The organism is Bradyrhizobium sp. 191 (assembly GCF_023100985.1).
GTDB classification, from domain to species: Bacteria; Pseudomonadota; Alphaproteobacteria; order Rhizobiales; family Xanthobacteraceae; genus Bradyrhizobium; species Bradyrhizobium diversitatis.
Map to the genome: position 1 here is coordinate 5,006,568 of NZ_CP064692.1, position 18,273 is coordinate 5,024,840.

The 18,273-nt window shown below is 65.6% G+C and carries 18 protein-coding genes and 1 tRNA gene; 13 read left to right on the forward strand and 6 right to left on the reverse strand.

Annotated features, from left to right (window positions below; genetic code table 11):
• The first annotated feature begins 65 nt into the window (after window positions 1-65).
• Window positions 66-1,115, forward strand: coding sequence for a hypothetical protein (locus IVB23_RS23180; RefSeq protein ID WP_197969057.1), 1,050 nt, complete (start codon window positions 66-68; stop codon window positions 1,113-1,115).
• 165 nt (window positions 1,116-1,280) lie between these two features.
• Window positions 1,281-2,723 (forward strand): MATE family efflux transporter, encoded by a 1,443-nt coding sequence (locus tag IVB23_RS23185; RefSeq protein ID WP_247800169.1) that lies wholly within the window; start codon window positions 1,281-1,283, stop codon window positions 2,721-2,723.
• Window positions 2,724-2,738: 15 nt separating this feature from the next.
• Here the strand turns inward: IVB23_RS23185 and IVB23_RS23190 are convergent, their stop codons facing one another.
• The 4 genes from IVB23_RS23190 to IVB23_RS23205 form a co-directional block, all read right to left on the reverse strand.
• Window positions 2,739-3,140 (reverse strand): SRPBCC family protein, encoded by a 402-nt coding sequence (locus IVB23_RS23190; protein ID WP_247800172.1) that lies wholly within the window; start codon window positions 3,138-3,140, stop codon window positions 2,739-2,741.
• 138 nt (window positions 3,141-3,278) lie between these two features.
• Complete coding sequence (locus IVB23_RS23195; protein ID WP_061879723.1) at window positions 3,279-3,638, reverse strand: VOC family protein; 360 nt, start codon at window positions 3,636-3,638, stop codon at window positions 3,279-3,281.
• Between the two features lie 57 nt (window positions 3,639-3,695).
• On the reverse strand, window positions 3,696-4,535 hold the full coding sequence (locus IVB23_RS23200) for an AraC family transcriptional regulator (protein ID WP_061879653.1): 840 nt from the start codon (window positions 4,533-4,535) through the stop codon (window positions 3,696-3,698).
• Between the two features lie 94 nt (window positions 4,536-4,629).
• Entirely contained in the window at window positions 4,630-5,205 is a 576-nt protein-coding gene (locus IVB23_RS23205; protein WP_247800174.1) for a methylated-DNA--[protein]-cysteine S-methyltransferase, read from the reverse strand.
• Between the two features lie 173 nt (window positions 5,206-5,378).
• On the opposite strand from IVB23_RS23205, the gene IVB23_RS23210 reads away from it, so the two are divergent.
• Window positions 5,379-5,452 (forward strand) — tRNA-Gly (locus IVB23_RS23210).
• Window positions 5,453-5,457: 5 nt separating this feature from the next.
• On the opposite strand, the gene IVB23_RS23215 is transcribed toward IVB23_RS23210, so the two are convergent.
• Window positions 5,458-6,450, reverse strand: a complete 993-nt coding sequence (locus tag IVB23_RS23215; RefSeq protein WP_247800175.1) for an alpha/beta hydrolase — start codon at window positions 6,448-6,450, stop codon at window positions 5,458-5,460.
• Between the two features lie 177 nt (window positions 6,451-6,627).
• Here IVB23_RS23215 and IVB23_RS23220 point away from each other — a divergent pair, with 177 nt between their 5' ends.
• The 10 genes from IVB23_RS23220 to IVB23_RS23265 all read left to right on the forward strand — a co-directional run bounded on the left by IVB23_RS23220 (window position 6,628) and on the right by IVB23_RS23265 (window position 16,514).
• Window positions 6,628-7,209: an XRE family transcriptional regulator gene (locus tag IVB23_RS23220; protein ID WP_247800177.1), complete on the forward strand. Its 582-nt coding sequence runs from the start codon at window positions 6,628-6,630 to the stop codon at window positions 7,207-7,209.
• Between the two features lie 24 nt (window positions 7,210-7,233).
• The gene (locus tag IVB23_RS23225) at window positions 7,234-7,707 is read left to right on the forward strand and encodes a GNAT family N-acetyltransferase (protein ID WP_061879721.1); all 474 of its coding nucleotides are present in this window, start codon (window positions 7,234-7,236) and stop codon (window positions 7,705-7,707) included.
• A 94-nt stretch (window positions 7,708-7,801) separates the two neighbouring features.
• The gene (locus IVB23_RS23230; RefSeq protein ID WP_061879650.1) at window positions 7,802-8,845 is read left to right on the forward strand and encodes a LacI family DNA-binding transcriptional regulator; all 1,044 of its coding nucleotides are present in this window, start codon (window positions 7,802-7,804) and stop codon (window positions 8,843-8,845) included.
• Between the two features lie 81 nt (window positions 8,846-8,926).
• Entirely contained in the window at window positions 8,927-10,384 is a 1,458-nt protein-coding gene (gene xylB, locus IVB23_RS23235; protein WP_247800178.1) for a xylulokinase, read from the forward strand.
• Window positions 10,381-11,703, forward strand: a complete 1,323-nt coding sequence (gene xylA, locus IVB23_RS23240; RefSeq protein ID WP_247800180.1) for a xylose isomerase — start codon at window positions 10,381-10,383, stop codon at window positions 11,701-11,703. Before xylB ends, xylA begins: the two co-directional genes overlap by 4 nt.
• Window positions 11,704-11,715: 12 nt before the next feature.
• Window positions 11,716-12,474 (forward strand): ATP-binding cassette domain-containing protein, encoded by a 759-nt coding sequence (locus IVB23_RS23245; protein WP_247800181.1) that lies wholly within the window; start codon window positions 11,716-11,718, stop codon window positions 12,472-12,474.
• Window positions 12,474-13,556 (forward strand): ABC transporter permease, encoded by a 1,083-nt coding sequence (locus tag IVB23_RS23250; protein WP_061879646.1) that lies wholly within the window; start codon window positions 12,474-12,476, stop codon window positions 13,554-13,556. The genes IVB23_RS23245 and IVB23_RS23250 overlap by 1 nt, the downstream gene beginning before the upstream one ends.
• A 94-nt stretch (window positions 13,557-13,650) precedes the next feature.
• Complete coding sequence (locus IVB23_RS23255; protein WP_061879645.1) at window positions 13,651-14,583, forward strand: sugar-binding protein; 933 nt, start codon at window positions 13,651-13,653, stop codon at window positions 14,581-14,583.
• A 107-nt stretch (window positions 14,584-14,690) separates the two neighbouring features.
• Window positions 14,691-15,668 carry an aldo/keto reductase gene (locus tag IVB23_RS23260; RefSeq protein ID WP_247804953.1) on the forward strand — a complete coding sequence of 326 codons (978 nt, stop codon included), beginning with the start codon at window positions 14,691-14,693 and terminating at the stop codon, window positions 15,666-15,668.
• 3 nt (window positions 15,669-15,671) lie between these two features.
• Window positions 15,672-16,514: an amidohydrolase family protein gene (locus IVB23_RS23265; protein WP_247800182.1), complete on the forward strand. Its 843-nt coding sequence runs from the start codon at window positions 15,672-15,674 to the stop codon at window positions 16,512-16,514.
• Between the two features lie 421 nt (window positions 16,515-16,935).
• Here the strand turns inward: IVB23_RS23265 and IVB23_RS23270 are convergent, their stop codons facing one another.
• The gene (locus tag IVB23_RS23270; protein ID WP_061879642.1) at window positions 16,936-18,165 is read right to left on the reverse strand and encodes an ABC transporter substrate-binding protein; all 1,230 of its coding nucleotides are present in this window, start codon (window positions 18,163-18,165) and stop codon (window positions 16,936-16,938) included.
• Between the last annotated feature and the right edge of the window lie 108 nt (window positions 18,166-18,273).

The following is an 18,273-nucleotide window of genomic DNA, read 5'->3' on the forward strand; positions in this document are numbered from 1 at the left end:
GCGTCAGGTTGCCTGTCCCCGGGGGCGGTGACACACTCGATCACAACAATGATCGGGGAGCGAACATGGCTCAAGCTGACGCCGCACGGGAAGCTCAATGGAAGCGCTGGCGCGCGGTCGCGGATCTCTATCACGCCTACTTCACCGGTCTGATTCTCACGGTCGTGACGCGGCGCGGTACCGCTGACGCCGCCGAGTTCGTTTTCCGTGTGTTCCGCCGCCAGCAGCAGGAGCGTTTCCTGCCCGGGCTCGAGAAGCTCGGGCTTAAAGGTCTGCCGCCCGCGGTGGCTGCGGCGCAATATCACTATCTCTCCAACTGGATCGGCGGCGTGCATGTCGAATACATGTACGAGAGCGACACCAAGGCCTGGATCCGCTATCCGCCGCCGCGCTGGATCTGGAAAGGCACCGCGATCTGCGGCGTGCCGGGCGAGGTCAGCCGCGCGATGCTGCGCGGCTGGCACGCCAACAACGGCGTTGCGCTTGGTGATCTCAGGCTCGGCTTCGTCTGCACCAAGCAGAGCGTCGACGGCCAGGATGGGCTCGAAGGCTATTATCATCAATACGACGATCCGCTCGAGCTCGACCAGCGCCTGGTGTTCGCGCGGCATCTGGAAGCTCCATTGTTCGATGCGAAGACCGCACCGGCGCTGCCGGTCGCGAGCTGGCCGAAGCCGCGGCTGGAAAAAGCCTATCGCAACTACGCCATGGAATATGTCCGCACCGCCGCGCCCGTGATGGTGCAGCTGTTCGGTCCGGAGGATGCCGGCTATCTCCTGCATCTCACCGGCAAGCTGATCGGCATGCAATATTTCGACGAGGTTGCCTCGGCGCTGGCGATGCCCCGCGGCGGCGCGAGCGAGTTCGCATCGTTCCTGAGCGCGTTGTTTGCCGCGCAGGATGATGCGGCCGAGACCACGCAATCAGAAGCCACGTTTGAAATCCACCAGCAGAGCTGGAAGCTGATGGACGATGTCGCCGACCATCACCCCGCTTGTGCGCAGGTGCTGGCGGGATTGTTCGAGGGGCTCGCCGCGGGTTGCGGACGGCACATTGGCGTGCAGATGCGCTCTGCGGCCGCTGGCCGTCCGCCCCTGGTCTGGACGATCGGGTAAGTTCACCGATTGGGAGCGCTGCCGCAGGGCACGCCTGCACCCGACGCAGGAGGAATCGGCGCGCCCCGTGTTAACAAGTCCCCGCCGCGCCCTGCGCGCGAATAGATTGATTGGCACACCTTTTCATTGCCGCGCCGCAAATGGCGCTTCTGCCCGGGAGAGGACATGACGGACATCGCCGAGATCCCGGTCGGTGAACAGGAGCGCCCGTTGCCGCCGCCGCCGCGCTCCGTTAAGAGCGCGCTGACCGACGGGCCGATCCTGCGCACGCTGCTCTCGCTCGCCTGGCCGAACGTGATCGGCTTGTCGGCCGGCATCTGCGTGGTCATCGCGGAGACCTCTTATGTCGGTCGGCTCGGTGTCGAGGCGCTGGCGGCGATGGCGCTGGTGTTTCCGACCGTGATCCTGACCATGACGATGTCGGGCGGCGCCATGGGCGGCGCGGTGGCCTCGGCCATCGCGCGTGCGCTCGGCGCCGGTGATCGCGAACGCGCTGGCACGCTCGCCGTGCATGCGATGCTGATCGGCATCAGCTTCGGCCTGGTCTTCATGCTGGGCATGCTGATCTTCGGACCGAGGGTGCTCGAAATACTTGGCGGCCGCGGCGCTGTGCTGACGCATGCGATCGCCTACACGCAGGTGTTTTTCGGCGGCGCCGTGCTGCCCTGGTTGCTCAACACCATGGCGGGCGTCCTGCGCGGCACCGGCAACATGAAGCTGCCGTCGTTCCTCATCCTCAACTCCGCGGCCTGGCAGATCGTGCTCGGCGGCACGCTGGGTCTCGGGCTCGGACCGGTGCCGCAGCTGGGCATGCGCGGCGTCGCGGCCGGCGCGCTGATCGCCTATTCCATGAACATCTGCATCATGGGCTGGTACCTGTTCTCCGGCCGCGCGCGGATCGTACTGAGGTTGCGCGGCTTGCGCATCCGATGGGCGATGTTCTTCGACATCCTCGAGGTCGGTGCCATCGCCTGCTTCTCGCCGCTGCAATCGGTGCTGACGATCTCGATCTTCACTCACATGCTGGCGAAGTTCGGCACCGCGATCCTCGCCGGTTACGGCATCGGCGCGCGGCTCGAGTTTCTGCTGACCTCGATCGCGTTCTCGTTCGGCATCGCCTGTGTGCCGATGGTCGGGATGGCGATCGGCGCAGGCCGCATCGCACGCGCCCGGCGCATCACCTGGATCGCCAGTGCGGCCGCTTTCGTGGCGGTCGGCGCGCCTGCGTGCCTCGTTGCGATGTTCCCGGATCTCTGGGTCAACATGTTCACCGACAGCGTGGCCGTGCGCGCGGCGAGCCATCAATATCTCTCCACCGTTGGGCCGTTCTACGCCTTCTTCGGCCTTGCAACGACGATGTATTTCTCCTCGCAAGGCGCCGCCAAGGTGATCGGCCCGGTGCTGGCGCAGACGGCGCGGCTGATCTATATCGCCGCTGTCGGCTGGTGGCTGTCGACGCACGATGCCAGCGCGCAGAGCTTCTTCTGGCTGGCCGCAAGCTCGATGGTCGTGCTCGGCGTGCTGTCGTGCTCCAGCGTCGTGCTGACACGCTGGGGGCCGCGCAAGGCGAAAGCTGCGATCAGGCCGGCGCTTTCGACTGCCGACTGATGCGCGATGCGAAAATCATGCAGCCGCGGGCGGGAATGCCCTGTGGATCGCGCCGACGGCCTCCTTCGTTTGCCCTTCAATGTAGGCCGCGAGCTCGTTCGGCAGCACGTCGATGATCCAGACCAGCCGGCAGCGCGTATCGCTCTCGGCAATCACCTGCACGGAGGCGCTGTAATGCTTCAGCCGCTCGTTGCTGATCGCATAGACGAGGCGCTGTCGCGCATCGTCGCAATCGACCAGCACCTCGCGTGCGACCGAACCATTGGCAAAGGTGACCATGCGCGCATCGTCGTCGAGCGTGCAGGCGGTGACGAAGCCCGGCACCAGCCGCTGGTGCAGCGCGCCGAAATCGCGCACCGCGTCCCAGACATCGTGTGCGGAGGCGGGGAGGGGAATGTCGTTGCGGATGGAAGCCATGAACGTATCCTTGATTGTGATAAGTGGTGCCACGGGCATCGTCATTGCGAGCGTAGCGAAGCAATCCAGAAATGTTTCCGCGGGGACAGCCTGGATTGCTTCGTCGCGAGAGCTCCTCGCAATGACGAAGGAGAGAGCTCACACGCAAACCGCCTCGACATTGTTGCCGTCGGGGTCGATCAAGAACGCCGCATAATAGGTCGGGCTGTAGTCCTTGCGCGGCCCGGCGCCGCCATTGTCGCGGCCTCCGCTCCTCAGCCCTTCGGTATGGAACGCCTTGACGGCGTCATGATCCTTGGCGCGGAAGGCGATATGGGCGCCGTCGGCCGTCCGGCCCTTGTTCAGGTGCAGCCACAGCGCCGGCTGGCCCTTCGGCCCGAAGCCGGCATAACCGTCGCCGCTCGAGCACAGGACATAGCCGAGCGGCGCGAGCACTGCGGTGTAGAAGTGTGTCGCAGCGTCGAGGTCCGCAACACGCAATCCGATGTGGTCGTACATATTCGTCTCCATTGCAGAAGCGTGCCGAGAGGGGGCACGCGCCGGAGACGACCCTAGTTAGTTGAGGGCAAGCTGCTCTTGGAGAATCTTGCGCTGTCCCTTCGAGGCCTGGCGGAATTTGGTCGGGGATACACCGGCAGCGCGGTGGAAGGTGCGGACGAAATTGGAGAGATCGCCGAAACCGACGTCATAGGCGATGTCGGTGACCGCGATGTCGTCGTCAGTCAGCAGCCGCGCCGCGTGCCGCAGCCGCGAGCGCACCAGATATTGATGCGGGGTGACGCCAAGCACGCTCGAGAACAACCGCAGGAAATGGAATGGGCTGAGGCCCGCCTGACGCGCGGCCTGCTCGAGGTCGAGTTCGGCATGCGAGTTGTCGTCGATCCACAGCGCAGCCTCGACGGCGCGGCGGCGGTCGCGCGCGGTGGGGGTGGCTGGCTTGCGCGCCTTGCCCGAGACGACGTCAATGAAGCGGCCGGCGAGGATCTGGCCGATCTCGTCGAGGCCGAGGTCGCTGTTGCCATCTGCTGCCGTCTGAGCGAGCTCGCCCAGCACCATCAGTTCGGGCAGCGGCGGCGTCGCGCCGACCTGCCAGACCTCACGCTGCCCACCGAGAGTCTCGACCAGATCCTCGCTGAGAAAGAACGACAGGCAGACGTCGCCGGACACGTGCTCATGCGTGCAGGTGTATTCCTCGCCGGGGGCGCCGACCAGCATCGAGCCTGCCACCAGCTCGAAGAAACCGGCGCGGCAATGGCAGCCGAAGCTCCCTGCGCGGACATAGGCGATGGAATGGCCGGTGCGGCATTCGGGAAACGGCGTATCGTCCGGTCCCGCATCGCAGCGAAATTCGGAGACCGTCATCGATGGCGTCGTCAGCAGCGTGGTCGCATCCATCCGGCCTATCTAGGCATGATCCGGAAAAGTGTGTAGCGGTTTTCCGACGAGATCATGCCAAAAAACAAAGCTAAGGTGCGATCAGGATCGCGCCTTAGCTGGCGCGGGGCGGAGCAACGGGCAGCAGCACCTCGAACAGCGTCTTGCTGGCGACGGGTTGGGCACCTTCGAGCGCCAGCAGCCGCCGCCTGGAGATCATGCCGGCATAGGGGGAAAGCCGGTCGGTGTAATTGCCGGCCTCCAGCACCCGGTGACAGGGCACGATCAGCATGTAGGGATTTTTGGCGATCGCCTGCGCCACCGAGTGTACGGCGCCGGAGGCGCCCAGTGCCTTGGCGATTTCGTGGTAGGTGCGCGTTTCCCCGCGCGGGATCGTGCAGGTGTACTCATAGACCCGCCGGTTGAAGCCGGGCACCCCGCCGGCGTCCAGGCTGACGTCGGAGAAATCCGGCTCGCCGCCTTGCAGCAGGCCGACGATTCCCTCGATCGCCAGCTCGGCGTTCTCGGAGGGCCGCTGCTCCCGGGCCTCGGGATGGGCCAGGAAAATGCGGCGGCGGGTGTCGATCTCCCGCGCCTCCGGCAATTGCACGGCGACCACGCCGGTGCCGCTCCAGATGATGCCGCAGCGCCCCAGCGCCGTATCGAATATCGCGTAAGCACGCCCTGCCATGCACACGCCCCACTCAGTGCACGTTTCGCCCCAGACACGAAATCATAACACCGCCACAATCCGGCGCATCTGGAATCTTGTCAGGACGTTAACAACCGTCGGGCCGGGCGCGCCAAAGCGCTTGGCGGGAGGCGCCGTCTCGGCTAATCAGGAGGGGCGCGAAGCGCGCATAAGCGGGCGTAGTTCAATGGTAGAACGGCAGCTTCCCAAGCTGCATACGAGGGTTCGATTCCCTTCGCCCGCTCCAAGACTTTAGCCCGGCAACCTTCGCAGAAACTCCACGATCGCCGCGTTTACCTCCGCCGGCCGCTCCTGCTGCGTCCAGTGTCCGCAGCCGGGCAGCATTATGATCTCGCGGAGCTGCGGCACCCATTGCTTCATGTGGGCGAGATGATCGGCCGCACCGGGGAAGGCGATGACCATATCGTGGTCGCCTGCCATGAAAAGCGACGGCACCACCACCTTCACGCCCTCGAAGGCCCCCATCAATTCCCAATTGCGATCGATGTTGCGGTAGTAATTGAGTGGCCCGCGAAAGCCGCTGCGCGTAAATTCGGCGTCATAATAGTCGAGATCGGCGGCGCTCAGCCACGAGGGCAGCGGCACCTGCATCTTCGGCAACATTCCGTCCTTGCGCGAAACCATGCCGACGCCAACGGTCCGTCCCTGACGCTCGGCATTGGCGCGGATCGCCGCGGCTCCTTCGCCGGAACCGCCAAAGAGCATGGCACGGAGCGTTGCGCGAGGATCTCGTTCGAACTCCGCTTCGGCGATACCCGGCTCCTGGAAGTACAGCTGATAGAACTGCGCATCCGCCGTCTGCGGCATGACGCTCGTCGGCCGCACTGGACTGCGCGGTCGATAGGGTACGCTGAGGATAGCGGCGGCGCGGAAGCGATCGGGCCGCAGGCGCGCCGTGTGCCAGGCGATCGTCGCACCCCAGTCATGGCCGACGATGACGGCATCCTTCGCCCCGAAGGCTTCGAGCACGCCGACGAGGTCGCCGACCATGTGGAGGATCGTGTATTGATCAATTGCTTCGGGCCGGTCACTCTTTCCGTATCCACGCATGTCGGGTGCAACCGCGTGGTAGCCGGCCGCAGCCAACGCCTCGAGCTGATGCCGCCAGGAGTACCAGCCTTCCGGAAAGCCGTGGCAGAGCAGAACCATTGGCCCCTCACCCTGCTCGGCGACATTGAGGCTGATGCCGTTGGTTTTGATCGTCCGCTGCGTCGGCTCGCCCATATCGTCGCCTCCGATTGGTGATTGTGTGGTTGGTGCCCATCCTAATCGGCCCAACGTGCTCAGCAAAGATTCTAATATATTGGTCTTCCCGCTCCCGGCGCTTGCCTCTGTGCGCGCTAGGCTGCTCTTGCGCCGATGGGTGCGGTCCTCGTGTCGGGTGATGTTCGGATGAAGGCCATGGACCAGCAGAAACTCGATCGCGCGATCGGTCGGCGTCTGAAGACGCTGCGGACGCAGGCAGGCATGACGCTGAACGAACTCGCGGCACGCTCCGGCGTCAGCCGGGCCATGATCGGGCGGGTGGAGCGGGCGCAGAGCAGTGCGACGGCGGCGCTGCTGAACAAGCTCTGCGCGGCGCTCGATGTCACGCTCAGCGATGTCGTCGCGCTGGCGGAGAAGCCGCCGGAGCGCCTGGTGCGACTTGCGGACCAGCCGCTCTGGCGCGATCCCGACAGCGGCTATCGCCGGCGTCATGCCTCGCCGCCGGATGCGGCCAGCGGCATCGAGATCATCGTCGTCGACCTTCCGGCCGGCGCCCGCGTCTCCTACAGCCCCTGGGGCCGCAACGCCTTCACCCAGCAGCTGCTGATGCTGGAGGGCGCGATCGCCGTGCATATCGATGCCAAGGCGGTGCGGCTGCGCGAGGGCGATTGTCTGGATTTCGACGTGATGCGCGCCGTGATCTTCGAGAACGAAACCAGGCAGGACGCGCGCTACGTCATCATCATCAGGCGCGGCGCGTCCTACGGCAAGATGTGAGGGCAGGGCATGGAGACGAGCACGATGCAGATCCGCACCGGCGACACCTATGATCCCCGCGTCGTCGCGCTGCTCGATCACCACGTCACGGCCGCGCGGGCGCAGACGGCGCCGGGCAGCGCCCATGCGCTTGATCTCGCGGGCTTGCGTGCACCCGATGTCGCGTTCTGGACAGGCTGGGACGGCGAGACACTGGTCACCACCGGCGCGTTGAAGATGCTTTCGGCGAGCCACGGCGAGGTCAAGTCGATGCACACGCTGCAGACCACGCGGCGGCGCGGCTATGGCGGCCGGATGCTGCGCCACATCATCGCGGAAGCCCGCGCGCGCGGCATGACGCGGCTCAGCCTCGAGACCGGGTCGTGGGACTATTTCAAGCCGGCCCACGCGCTCTACCTTGCGCACGGCTTCATCGTCTGTGGCCCGTTCGAGGGCTATGTCGAAGATCCCAACAGCCTGTTCCTGGCGCTCGACCTGTCGGCGCCGGCGCGCCGTTAGCTCAGGAGCGCGCTTCCTCGCAAAGGTACGCAAATCAGCGAGGTCGCCTCAAAATGAGTTGCGTACCTCAAAACACCTCTGCTAGCCTTCAGCCATGGCCGAGACGCTCACCCCGACCGCGCTGACCCTGAAGGACATCGCCCGCGAGGCAGGCGTCAGCCTCGCGACGGTCGACCGCGTCCTGCACAATCGTCCGGGCGTGCGGCCGGACACGGTGCAGCGCGTCAAGGCGGCGATCGAGCGCAATTCGTTCCAGCCGCATGTGGCCGCCGCCGAGCTCGCCCGCGGCCGCGCCCGCCGTTTCGCCTTTGTGATGCCGTCGGGGCCAAACCCGTTCATGCAGCAGATCGAGGCCTATCTCGGCGAGATGTCAGCCTGGCTGGCGGCCCGCCGCCTCAGCGTCGAGACGGTCGCAACCGACGTGTTCGACGCTTCCGCGCTCGCGGCCTCGCTGGAGGCATTGTCGGGCGATTGCGACGGCGTTGCCGTGGTGGCGCTGGATCATCCCGCCGTGCGTGCCGCCATCAACGATCTCGTCGATGCCGGCACCAAGGTCGTGACGCTGGTCTCGGACGTACCGTCCTCGCGCCGGCACCATTATGTCGGCATCGACAATATCGCGGCGGGGCGCACCGCCGGCGCGCTGGTCGGGCGGCTGGTCGGCCAAAGGTCCGGCAAGGTCGCGATCGTCGCGGGCTCGCAGGGCCTGCGCGATCATGCCGAGCGCATCTTCGGCTTCAACCAGGTGATGGCGACGGAATTCCCCGATCTCAGCGTGTTGCCCGTACTGGAAGGGCGCGACGAGGACGACCGTTCGGAGCAACTGCTGGGGCAGCTGCTCGGCAGCCATGCCGACATTGTCGGTCTTTATAACGTCGGCGCCGGCACGCAAGGCGTCGCCAAAGCGTTGAGCGAGGCCGGCCGCGACAAGCAGGTGGTGTTCGTCGGACACGACGTCACGGCGCTGACGCGCCGATTGCTGCTGCAGGGCGTGATGGATGCTGCGATCTCGCAGAACCCCGGACATGAAGCGCGCGCGGCCGTGCGCGTGCTGCTGGCGCTCGCCCGCGGCGAGCCGATCTTGCGCGAACAGGAGAAGATCAGGATCGACATCGTGATGCGGGACAATCTGCCTTAGCGGCAGGCGGATTTCGGAACGGCCCGTTGCGGGGAAAGCGACGCAAGATCGCGCACCGCCGCAGGCAAAAGGGAGGATAACGTGTATCTCGGGATCGACATCGGCACGTCCGGTGTGAAAGCGGTGCTCGTGAGCGAAGCCGGCGCGGTCGTCGCGACGGGAACGCGCGAGCTTGCGCTGTCGCACCCCGCACCGCTGTGGTCCGAGCAGGATCCCGACGCCTGGGTCGATGCGGCCATCGGCGCCATCGACGATCTCGCTGCGCGCCAGCCGCGCGAGGTTGCGCAGGTTCGTAGCATCGGGCTGTCAGGTCAGATGCATGGCGCGACGCTGCTCGGCAAGGATGGCCGGCCGCTGCGTCCGGCCATTCTCTGGAACGATGGTCGCTCGCAGGCCGAATGCGTCGCGCTGGAGCGGCGCTGTCCCTCGCTGCACACGATCACCGGCAATCTGGCGATGCCCGGCTTCACCGCCCCGAAATTGCTATGGGTCGCGCGGCATGAACCCGAAATCTTCGACCGCGTGGCGAAGGTGCTGTTGCCGAAAGCCTATGTCCGCTATCGCCTCACCGGCGAGATGGTCGAGGACATGTCGGACGCGGCCGGCGCGCTGTGGCTGGATGTCGGCCTGCGTCGCTGGTCGGCCCTGCTGCTGCATGCCACCGGGCTCGATCTTCACCACATGCCGCGCCTGGTCGAGGGCAGTGAGGTGAGCGCAGTGCTCGCGCCTGATTACGCGCGGCGCTGGGGCATGCAGAAGGATGTCGTGGTCGCGGGCGGCGCTGGCGATAATGCGGCCAGCGCGATCGGGCTCGGCGCCATCGCACCGGGTGACGCCTTCTTGTCGCTGGGCACGTCGGGTGTCCTGTTCCGCGTCACCGATCGCTTCGCCCCGGCGCCCGCTTCGGCCGTGCATGCCTTCTGCCACGCGCTGCCCGGCCTCTGGCACCAGATGGGCGTAATGCTGTCGGCGGCAGCGTCGCTGGCCTGGCTGTCTGGCGTGATGGAGACGCCGGCTGCAGCGCTGCTGGCGCCGCTCGGCGAGCGCGTCGATGGACCAAGCCCGATCAGATTCCTGCCCTATCTCGATGGCGAACGCACGCCGCACAACGATGCCGCAGCCAGCGGCGCCCTTGTCGGCTTGCGCGGTGCGACCGGCCGGAGCCAGATCGTCCAGGCCGTGCTCGAGGGCGTCGCCTTTGCCGCGCGCGACAATCTGGCGGCGCTGAGCGCGGCGAGCGGGCCGATTGCCGAAGTCGATCTCGTCGGCGGCGGCTCGCGCTCAGCGCTGTGGGCGCAGATCTGCGCCGATGTGCTCGGCATTCCCGTTCACCGCGTCGAGGAAGGCGAGGTCGGAGCCGCGCTCGGCGCTGCACGGCTCGCCCGCATCGCGGCCACCGGCGAAGCCGCAGCGGAGGTCTGCACCCGTCCGCGGCGGCTCGCGACCTTCACGCCCCGTGCATCCGTCGTTTCGGCCTATGACGAGGCCTATCGGCGGTGGCGCGCGCTTTATCCAGCATTGAAGGAGTCCGTTAAGTGAACGCGTCAGCCAAATTCTTCGATGCAAGCGCACCCGTCGCCTTTGCCGGCAAGGAAGCCGCAAACGCGCCCGCCTTCCGCTGGTACGACAAGGACCGGCTCGTGCATGGCCGCAGGCTCGAGGATCATCTGCGCTTTGCAGTCTGCTATTGGCATTCCTTCTGCTGGCCGGGCGGCGATCCCTTCGGTGGCGAGACGTTCCTGCGGCCCTGGCACCACGGCACCGACGCGATGGCGATGGCACGCGCCAAGGCTGACGTCGCCTTCGAGCTGTTCCGCCTGCTCGACGTGCCGTTCTTCACCTTCCACGACGTCGATGCGGCGCCGGAAGGCGCCACGCTCGCGGAATCGGTCGCCAACCTCAATGCGATCGCCGATCTGTTCGAACAGAAGATGGCCTCGGCAAAAGTGCGCCTGCTCTGGGGCACCGCAAACCTTTTCTCACACCGCCGCTACATGGCGGGCGCGGCGACCAATCCGGACCCTGATATCTTCACCTATGCCGCGGGCCAGGTCCGCGCCGCGCTGGAGGTGACGCACCGGCTCCGCGGCGAGAACTACGTGCTGTGGGGCGGGCGCGAGGGCTACGAGACGCTGCTGAACACCGATCTCAAGCGCGAGCTCGACCAGCTCGGCCGCTTCCTCTCGCTCGTCGTCGAGCACAAGCACAGGATCGGTTTCAAGGGACCGATCCTGATCGAGCCGAAGCCGAAGGAACCGACCAAGCATCAATATGATTTCGACGTCGCCACCTGCTACGGCTTTCTCGAGCGCTACGATCTCCTGAACGACGTCAAGCTCAACATCGAGCAGAACCACGCCATCCTCGCCGGCCATTCCTTCCATCACGAGGTCGCGCTCGCCGAGGCGCTCGGTGTCTTCGGCTCGCTCGACATCAACCGCGGCGACGATCTGCTCGGCTGGGACACTGACCAGTTCGCAATGAACGTGGGCGAGCTTGCGCTGGTGTTCCACGAGATCCTGAACCGCGGCGGCTTCACCTCGGGCGGACTCAATTTCGACGCCAAGATCCGCCGTCAGTCTATTGACCCCGACGATTTGATCCATGCCCATGTCGGCTCGATGGATGCCTGCGCGCGTGCCTTCCTCGCCGCCGCCGACATGATCGATGCCGCCGTTCTCACTGAGCCGCTTGCCAGGCGTTACGACGGGTGGGCCAGCCCCGAGGGGCGCGCCATTCTCGGCGGCCAGCGCTCGCTCGCCGATCTCGCCGACCGTGCCATGAGCCCCGGCTTCGACCCGCAGCCGCGCTCGGGCCGGCAGGAATACCTGGAATCCCTCGTCAACCGCTACGTCTGAGGAGGACCGCTGATGGCAAAGTCCGACGCAACACCGGTCCTCGAGCTGACCGGCATCGGCAAGGAGTTCGGTGCGATCCGCGCGCTGCACGACGTCGACATGCAGGTCTGCCCCGGCGAGGTGGTCGGGCTGATGGGCGACAACGGCGCAGGCAAGTCGACGCTGGTCAAGATCATCGCCGGCAATTTTCGCCCCACCCACGGCGAGATCCGCTTTGCCGGCAGCACGGTCCACTTCAACCGCCCGGTCGATGCCCGCGCTGTCGGCATCGAGGTGGTCTATCAGGACCTCGCACTATCGGACAATCTGACGGCCGCAGCCAACGTCTTCCTCGGCCGCGAGCTGAAGCGCAAATTCGGACCCATCGCCTTGCTCGATCACAAGGCCATGGCGGCGCGCGCGCTGGAGCTGTTCGGCGAGCTGCGCTCGGAGACGCGCCCCGACGATCTCGTCAAGCAGATGTCGGGCGGCCAGCGCCAGGCGGTCGCGATCGCGCGGACGCGGCTGTCCAACGCCAGACTCGTGATGATGGACGAGCCGACCGCCGCCATCTCGGTGCGCCAGGTCGAGCAGGTGCTCGGCCTGATTCACCGGCTGAAGGAGCAGGGGGGCGCCGTGATGCTGATCTCGCATCGCATGCCCGACGTGTTCGCGGTGTGCGACCGCGTCATCGTCATGCGTCGCGGCGAGAAGCGGGCCGACAAGCCGATCCACCAGACCTCACCGGAGGAAGTCACCGCTCTCATCACCGGCGCGAAGGAGGCGGCATGATGGCCATGCCCATGGAATCCCCGATCACCTTCACCAATGTCGGCAAGATCAGGTGGTGGCAGCGCGGCATCTTCGCCTCCCAGACCGGCTATGTCCTGCTCGCGCTGGCGGTGCTGCTGGTGATCATGCATTTCGCCAGCCCTTACTTCTTCACGCAAGGCAACATGCAGAACGTGGCGAAGAATTTTTCCTTCATCGCCATTGCGACGCTCGGCGTTACCTTCGTGATCATCACCGGCGGCATCGACCTCTCGGTCGGCTCGATGATGTGCTTCTCCGCCATGATCACCTCGATGGTGATGACCGAGCTGTCGACGCCCGGCTCGCCCGCGGGCGCGCTGTTCGTGCACATGGCGGCCGACGGCAAGACCGTGCTCGCCAATGTGCCCGGGCTGATCCTGCTGGTCTCGATCGTCGCCGGCCTCGGCGTGGCGCTGATCGCCGGCCTCGTCAACGGATTCTGCATCGCCGTGCTTGGGTTGTCGCCCTTCGTCACCACGCTCGGCATGCTCTCGATCGTGCGCGGGCTCGGCTACGTCGTATCCAACGGCCGTGGCAGCTTTCCGGGTGGACCGGACGCCGACTATTTCTACGCAGCGACCTCGGGCGATGTGCTCGGCGTACCCGTGCCTTTCATTTATCTCGTGATCCTCGCGCTGGCGATGGCCGTGGTGCTGCACCACACTTCGTTCGGCCGCCACGTCTTCGCGCTCGGCGGCAACGAGAAGGCGGCCGAGCTCACCGGCATTCCGGTGGTGCGGGTGAAGATCGAGGTCTACGTGATCTGCGCGCTCGCTGCGGGGCTCCAGGGCATCATCATCTCCGGTTGGCTCGGGTCGGCGCCGGCCAACATGGCGACATCCTACGAGCTCAACGTGATCGCGGCGGCCGTGATCGGCGGCGCCAACCTCGCCGGCGGCATTGGCGGCCCGCTCGGGGCCATCGTCGGCTGCGTGCTGCTGGAAGTGATCCGCAACGGTCTCGTGCTGGCGCAGGTCAGCTCCTACTGGCAGCAGACGCTGGTGGGCGTGATCATCATCCTTGCCGTGCTGGTCGACCGTATCCGCTCGCGGATGAATTGACGTGACGTCGTTCCGGGAGGGCAACCAAGATGCCGCCCGTCCGCTTCCCGGACGCTTCTGACAGGACGGGCGCTAGAGAAGGGTGGAGGAGACAATGAGGAAACTTCTTCTTGCCGGCATCGCCGTTGCGATGATGGCAACGCCGGCATTTGCCGCGAACTACCGCTTCGTGATTGTGCCGAAGGCGATGAACAATCCGTTCTTCGACTTTGCACGCGACGGCTGCCTGAAGCGCGCCAAGGAGCTCGGCAACATCGAGTGCATTTACAAGGGGCCGGTGGAGCATGAGCCTGCGACGCAGGCCCAGATCATCCAGGACTTCGTCACCCAGAAGGTCGACGGCCTCGCCATCTCGGTCGCCGACGTCGCTGCCATGACCAAGTCGATCGAGGCGGCAACCGCGGCCGGCATCCCCGTCATCACCTTCGATGCTGACGCACCGGGCTCCAAGCGCATCGCCTATATCGGCACCAACAACAAGGAGTTCGGCCTGGCTCTCGGCAAGCAGCTCCTGAAGATGCGGCCCGATGGCGGCAAATACGCGATGGTCTCGGGCGGTCCCGGCGCCAAGAACCTCGCCGAGCGCGTCGATGGCGTGCGCGAGGCACTGAAGGGCTCGAAATGGACCGAGGTCGCGGGCTCCCCGACCTTCTGCAACGACGATCCCGCGCTCGCGGTCCAGCAAATGACGGACATGCGCACCGCAACGCCCGACCTTGCCGCCATCGTTCCGATCGGCGGTTGGCCGATGTTCGCTCCCGAGGGCTTCAAGGCCTTCGCTTCCAGGAACAAGAAGGACATCGATTCCGGCAAGTTCACGCTGGTCGTGGCCGATACGCTGAAGATGCAGCTCGAGCTGCTGCGCGACGGCTATGCCAATGCACTGGTCGGTCAGCGTCCGTTCGAGATGGGCGAGAAGGCGATGGACACGCTGCTCGCCATCAAGAAGGGCGAGAAAGTGCCGGAGATCGTCTACACCGGCCTCGATCTCGTCACCAAGGACAACGTCGCACAGATGTTGAAGTAGGCGCGCCGCCGGCCCAGCGCTCCTGCATGCCTCTCCCGCTTGCGGTTTGCGCAAGCGGGAGAGATGATCCGGATTGTTGGAAGAAGACTGCTGGAAGGCAAATGGGAATGAAACGCTCGCGGCTCGGCTCCCTCGACGTTACTTCAATCGGTCTCGGTTCCGCTCCGCTCGGCGGATTGTTCACTCCCGTCAGCGATGCCGATGCGGAGGCGACGATCGCGCGCGCCTGGTCGGCCGGCATCCGTTTCTTCGACACCGCGCCGCTCTATGGCTTTGGCCTTGCCGAGCGGCGGCTGGGCGCATTCCTGCGGCAGCAGCCGCGCGACTCCTACGTCATCTCGACCAAGGTCGGCCGTCTGCTGCGCGCACCGGATGGCGCTGCCGCCGAGGACGAGCACTACAAGGGCACGCCGCGGGAGCGGCCGGTGTTCGATTTCAGCCATGACGGGGTGATGCGATCGGTCGAGGAGAGCCTGGTGCGCCTTGGGCTCGACCGCGTCGACGTCCTGCTCGTGCATGATCCCGACGACCACTACGACGCCGCCGTCGCCGGCGCCTTCTGCGCGCTGCAGCGCCTGCGCGAGGACGGCACGGTCAAGGCGATCGGCGCCGGCATGAACCAGTCGGAGATGCTGGTGCGCTTCGCCGAGGCCGTGCCGGTCGACTGCTTCCTGCTCGCCGGGCGTTACACGTTGCTCGACCAGGGCGCGCTGGATGCGCTGTTTCCGGTCTGTCAGGCGAAGGATATCGGCATTCTGCTCGGCGGCATCTACAACAGCGGCATCCTGGCCAATCCCCACACGAGCGCGAAATTCAACTATCAGGACGCCGATCCGGCGCTCGTCGCGCGTGCGCTCGAGCTCGACGCGCTCTGCCGCAGGCACGGCACCGAGCTGAAAGCCGCCGCGCTCCAGTTCTGCATGGCGCATCCGGCCGTGACGGTCGCCGTGATGGGCGCGCGCAATGCCGTGGAAGTGGGCGACAACATCGCAATGTCGGAGAAAGCGGTGCCGGCCGCGTTCTGGCAGGAGCTGCGTGCGAGTAAGTCCGTCGACGTCCGGGCGCCGCTGCCGGGCGGAGTGTAAGGCATGATCATCGACGGCCACCAGCATTTCTGGGACCCGGCACGCGCCGACTATCCCTGGATGGAGGCGGACGAGCTCGGCCCGATCCGCCGCGCCTTCGGTCCCGCCGATCTCGCGCCGCTCATGAAGGCCAACGGCATCGACGCAAGCATCCTGGTGCAATGCCGCTCCGCGCTGGAGGAGACCGAGCAGTTCCTGCACATCGCGCACGAAAATCCCTTCGTCATCGGCGTCGTTGGTTGGGCCGATCTGACGGATGGCGCCCTCGACGAAACGCTTGATCGCCTGCGCTCTTTGCCTGGCGGCGGCAGGCTGGTGGGGATTCGTCACCAGGTCCATGACGAGGCCGATCCGGATTGGCTGCTCCGCGAGGATGTGCAGCGCGGCCTCACGGCTGTTTTCGCCCGCGATCTCGCCTACGATCTTCTCGTCCGCACCCGCGAGCTGCCGGCCGCGATCGCAACGGCGCAGGCCTTTCCGCAGGCGCGCTTCGTGCTGGACCACGCTGCCAAGCCGCCGATCGCCGACGGCGGCAGCGCCGAATGGACCGACGGTATCGCAGGATTGGCGGCTTGCGGCAACGTCTGGTGCAAGATCTCAGGCTTGGCGACCGAGGCGGTCTGGAATGACTGGGATGCGGAGCGGCTGTTTCCGTTCGTCGAGCACGCCGCAAGATGTTTCGGGGAGGACAGGCTGATCTACGGCTCGGACTGGCCAGTGTGCCTGCTTGCGGGAGGTTACGGCGAGATCAAGAGTGCGCTGGAGGCCTGCCTTGCGAGGCTCGGCCCGCGTGTGCGGGACAAGGCGTTTGGCGTGAATGCCAAGGCTGCGTATAGGTTGGGCTAATTGCAGTGGATGCACGCTTTTCCCCTCTCCCCTTGTGGGCTACGAGATTCACACGTCTCGAAAACCGACTCAAAGACAAGGACTTAGATGACCCCCGGTCACCGAAAGATAGGTACGTCCTCGGCTCAGCGGTCATTGAAGAGACTCGGCTTTTTGCCCGCCGCAAAAGACCGCTCCAAAGGTGTGTGCATCTCGTAGCCTTGTGGGAGAGGGTGGCTCGCCGCACAGCGGCGAGACGGGTGAGGGGTGTCTCTCCGCGAGCACCTTCACATGTGAGTTTGCCGAAGCAGCCCCTCATCCGGCGCCATAGCCGAAGCTTCGCTTCGGCGTTGTAAATAACGGCGGCCGAAGGCCGCCTCTGCCACCTTCTCCCATAAAGGGAGAAGGGAAGAGACGGCGGCGCTCGCCTCGTGCCCCAGGCCTACTCCGACATCGGCTTGTCGGAGATGTCCCAGTCCTTGCCAGTGAAGGTGGAGATGAACAGCGTTTTCATCGGCGTGTAGTTCTCGGGCGTGTAGCTGTAGGTGACGCCGTCGAGGAAGTAGGGCGAGTGGAAGCCCGCGAGCGTCGATGCCTGCTTCAGCACGTTGGCGCGGGTGAGCTCGTCGCCGCAGCGGCGCAGGATTTCGCCCATGGTCGCGGCCTGGCCGTAGCCGGCAAAGGCGATGGTGTTGTCGGGGTCGATCGCCGGCGTGTACTTTTTGCGCAGCTCCTCGAACGCCATCACGTCGGGGTCCTTCTCCCATTTGGGAAGGCCGACCTCCTTGTTGTAGCGGATGGCGACGATGCCGGTGGCGTTCTCGAGGCCCGCGGCATTGAGGATCGAGCGGCCGGTCGAGCCGGCGGAAAGAAGCTGCAGCGGCTTCCAGCCGAGCTCGGCCACTTTACGGATCGACTGCGACGACGCCTTGCCGGTCGAGATGTTGTAGAAGACGTCGGCGCCCGATTTCGAGAGGTTGATGAGCTGGGAATCGACGGTCGGCTCGGTGAGATCGTAGGTCTGCTCCATGATCACCTGAGCGGTGCCGCCGGCATCGGCCAGCACCTTCTTGAACGGCCCCAGGAAGTCGCGACCGAAATCATCGTTCTGGTAGAGGATGCCGATCTTCGCGTTCGGCTTCACGCTGACGACGTGCCGGGCCAGGATGCGCGCCTCGGTCGGATAGAGCGGCAGCCCCGCCATCGTCCATTTGAACTCTTTCGGGTTGTTCCACTTCGACGCGCCGGTGTTGAGCAGGAGCTGCGGCACGCCTTTGGAGTTCAGGTATTTGTGCACGGCGGTCTGCGGCGCGGTGCCGAGCGAGCCATACAGCGCCAGCACTTCCTCCTGCTCGACCAGGCGCCGCGTCGCCTCGACGCATTTCGGCGCGCTGTAGGCGTCATCCATGGTGAGGAACTTGACCTTGCGTCCGTTGATGCCGCCCTTCTCGTTCAGCATCTGGAAGTAGGCTTCGCCGATGCGCCCGAGCACGCCATAGAGCGAGCCGGGGCCAGAATGCGGCACGGTCTGCCCGATCTTGATCTCGGTGTCGCTGGCGCCCGCGTCGTATTTCTTCTCTGCGGCCCAGACATAAGGCGCGGGCAAGGTGGATGCGGCGATGGTGGCGAGCGCGGCGGCGCTGAAATCGCGCCGCGATGGATTCTTCGTCATTATTTGTTTCTCCCTAGCGAGGGCATTGTGCTGACATCGCAGCGCAGCTCGCAAGTGGGAAGTCGCAGCTTTGCGACGCAATGACGCTCAAATTGCGCGGTGCTAGCG

Excerpts from the sequence above, each read along its gene's own strand:
- IVB23_RS23225 (WP_061879721.1), top strand. The coding sequence starts at position 7,234 with ATGCAGATCCGCACCGGCGACACCTATGATCCCCGCGTCGTCGCGCTG.
- IVB23_RS23245 (WP_247800181.1), top strand. The coding sequence starts at position 11,716 with ATGGCAAAGTCCGACGCAACACCGGTCCTCGAGCTGACCGGCATCGGC.
- IVB23_RS23195 (WP_061879723.1), bottom strand. The coding sequence starts at position 3,638 with ATGTACGACCACATCGGATTGCGTGTTGCGGACCTCGACGCTGCGACA.
- IVB23_RS23250 (WP_061879646.1), top strand. The coding sequence starts at position 12,474 with ATGGCCATGCCCATGGAATCCCCGATCACCTTCACCAATGTCGGCAAG.
- IVB23_RS23190 (WP_247800172.1), bottom strand. The coding sequence starts at position 3,140 with ATGGCTTCCATCCGCAACGACATTCCCCTCCCCGCCTCCGCACACGAT.
- IVB23_RS23255 (WP_061879645.1), top strand. The coding sequence starts at position 13,651 with ATGAGGAAACTTCTTCTTGCCGGCATCGCCGTTGCGATGATGGCAACG.
- IVB23_RS23200 (WP_061879653.1), bottom strand. The coding sequence starts at position 4,535 with ATGGATGCGACCACGCTGCTGACGACGCCATCGATGACGGTCTCCGAA.
- IVB23_RS23205 (WP_247800174.1), bottom strand. The coding sequence starts at position 5,205 with ATGGCAGGGCGTGCTTACGCGATATTCGATACGGCGCTGGGGCGCTGC.
- IVB23_RS23215 (WP_247800175.1), bottom strand. The coding sequence starts at position 6,450 with ATGGGCGAGCCGACGCAGCGGACGATCAAAACCAACGGCATCAGCCTC.
- IVB23_RS23260 (WP_247804953.1), top strand. The coding sequence starts at position 14,691 with ATGAAACGCTCGCGGCTCGGCTCCCTCGACGTTACTTCAATCGGTCTC.
- IVB23_RS23270 (WP_061879642.1), bottom strand. The coding sequence starts at position 18,165 with ATGACGAAGAATCCATCGCGGCGCGATTTCAGCGCCGCCGCGCTCGCC.
- IVB23_RS23180 (WP_197969057.1), top strand. The coding sequence starts at position 66 with ATGGCTCAAGCTGACGCCGCACGGGAAGCTCAATGGAAGCGCTGGCGC.
- IVB23_RS23230 (WP_061879650.1), top strand. The coding sequence starts at position 7,802 with ATGGCCGAGACGCTCACCCCGACCGCGCTGACCCTGAAGGACATCGCC.
- IVB23_RS23265 (WP_247800182.1), top strand. The coding sequence starts at position 15,672 with ATGATCATCGACGGCCACCAGCATTTCTGGGACCCGGCACGCGCCGAC.
- IVB23_RS23220 (WP_247800177.1), top strand. The coding sequence starts at position 6,628 with ATGGACCAGCAGAAACTCGATCGCGCGATCGGTCGGCGTCTGAAGACG.
- IVB23_RS23185 (WP_247800169.1), top strand. The coding sequence starts at position 1,281 with ATGACGGACATCGCCGAGATCCCGGTCGGTGAACAGGAGCGCCCGTTG.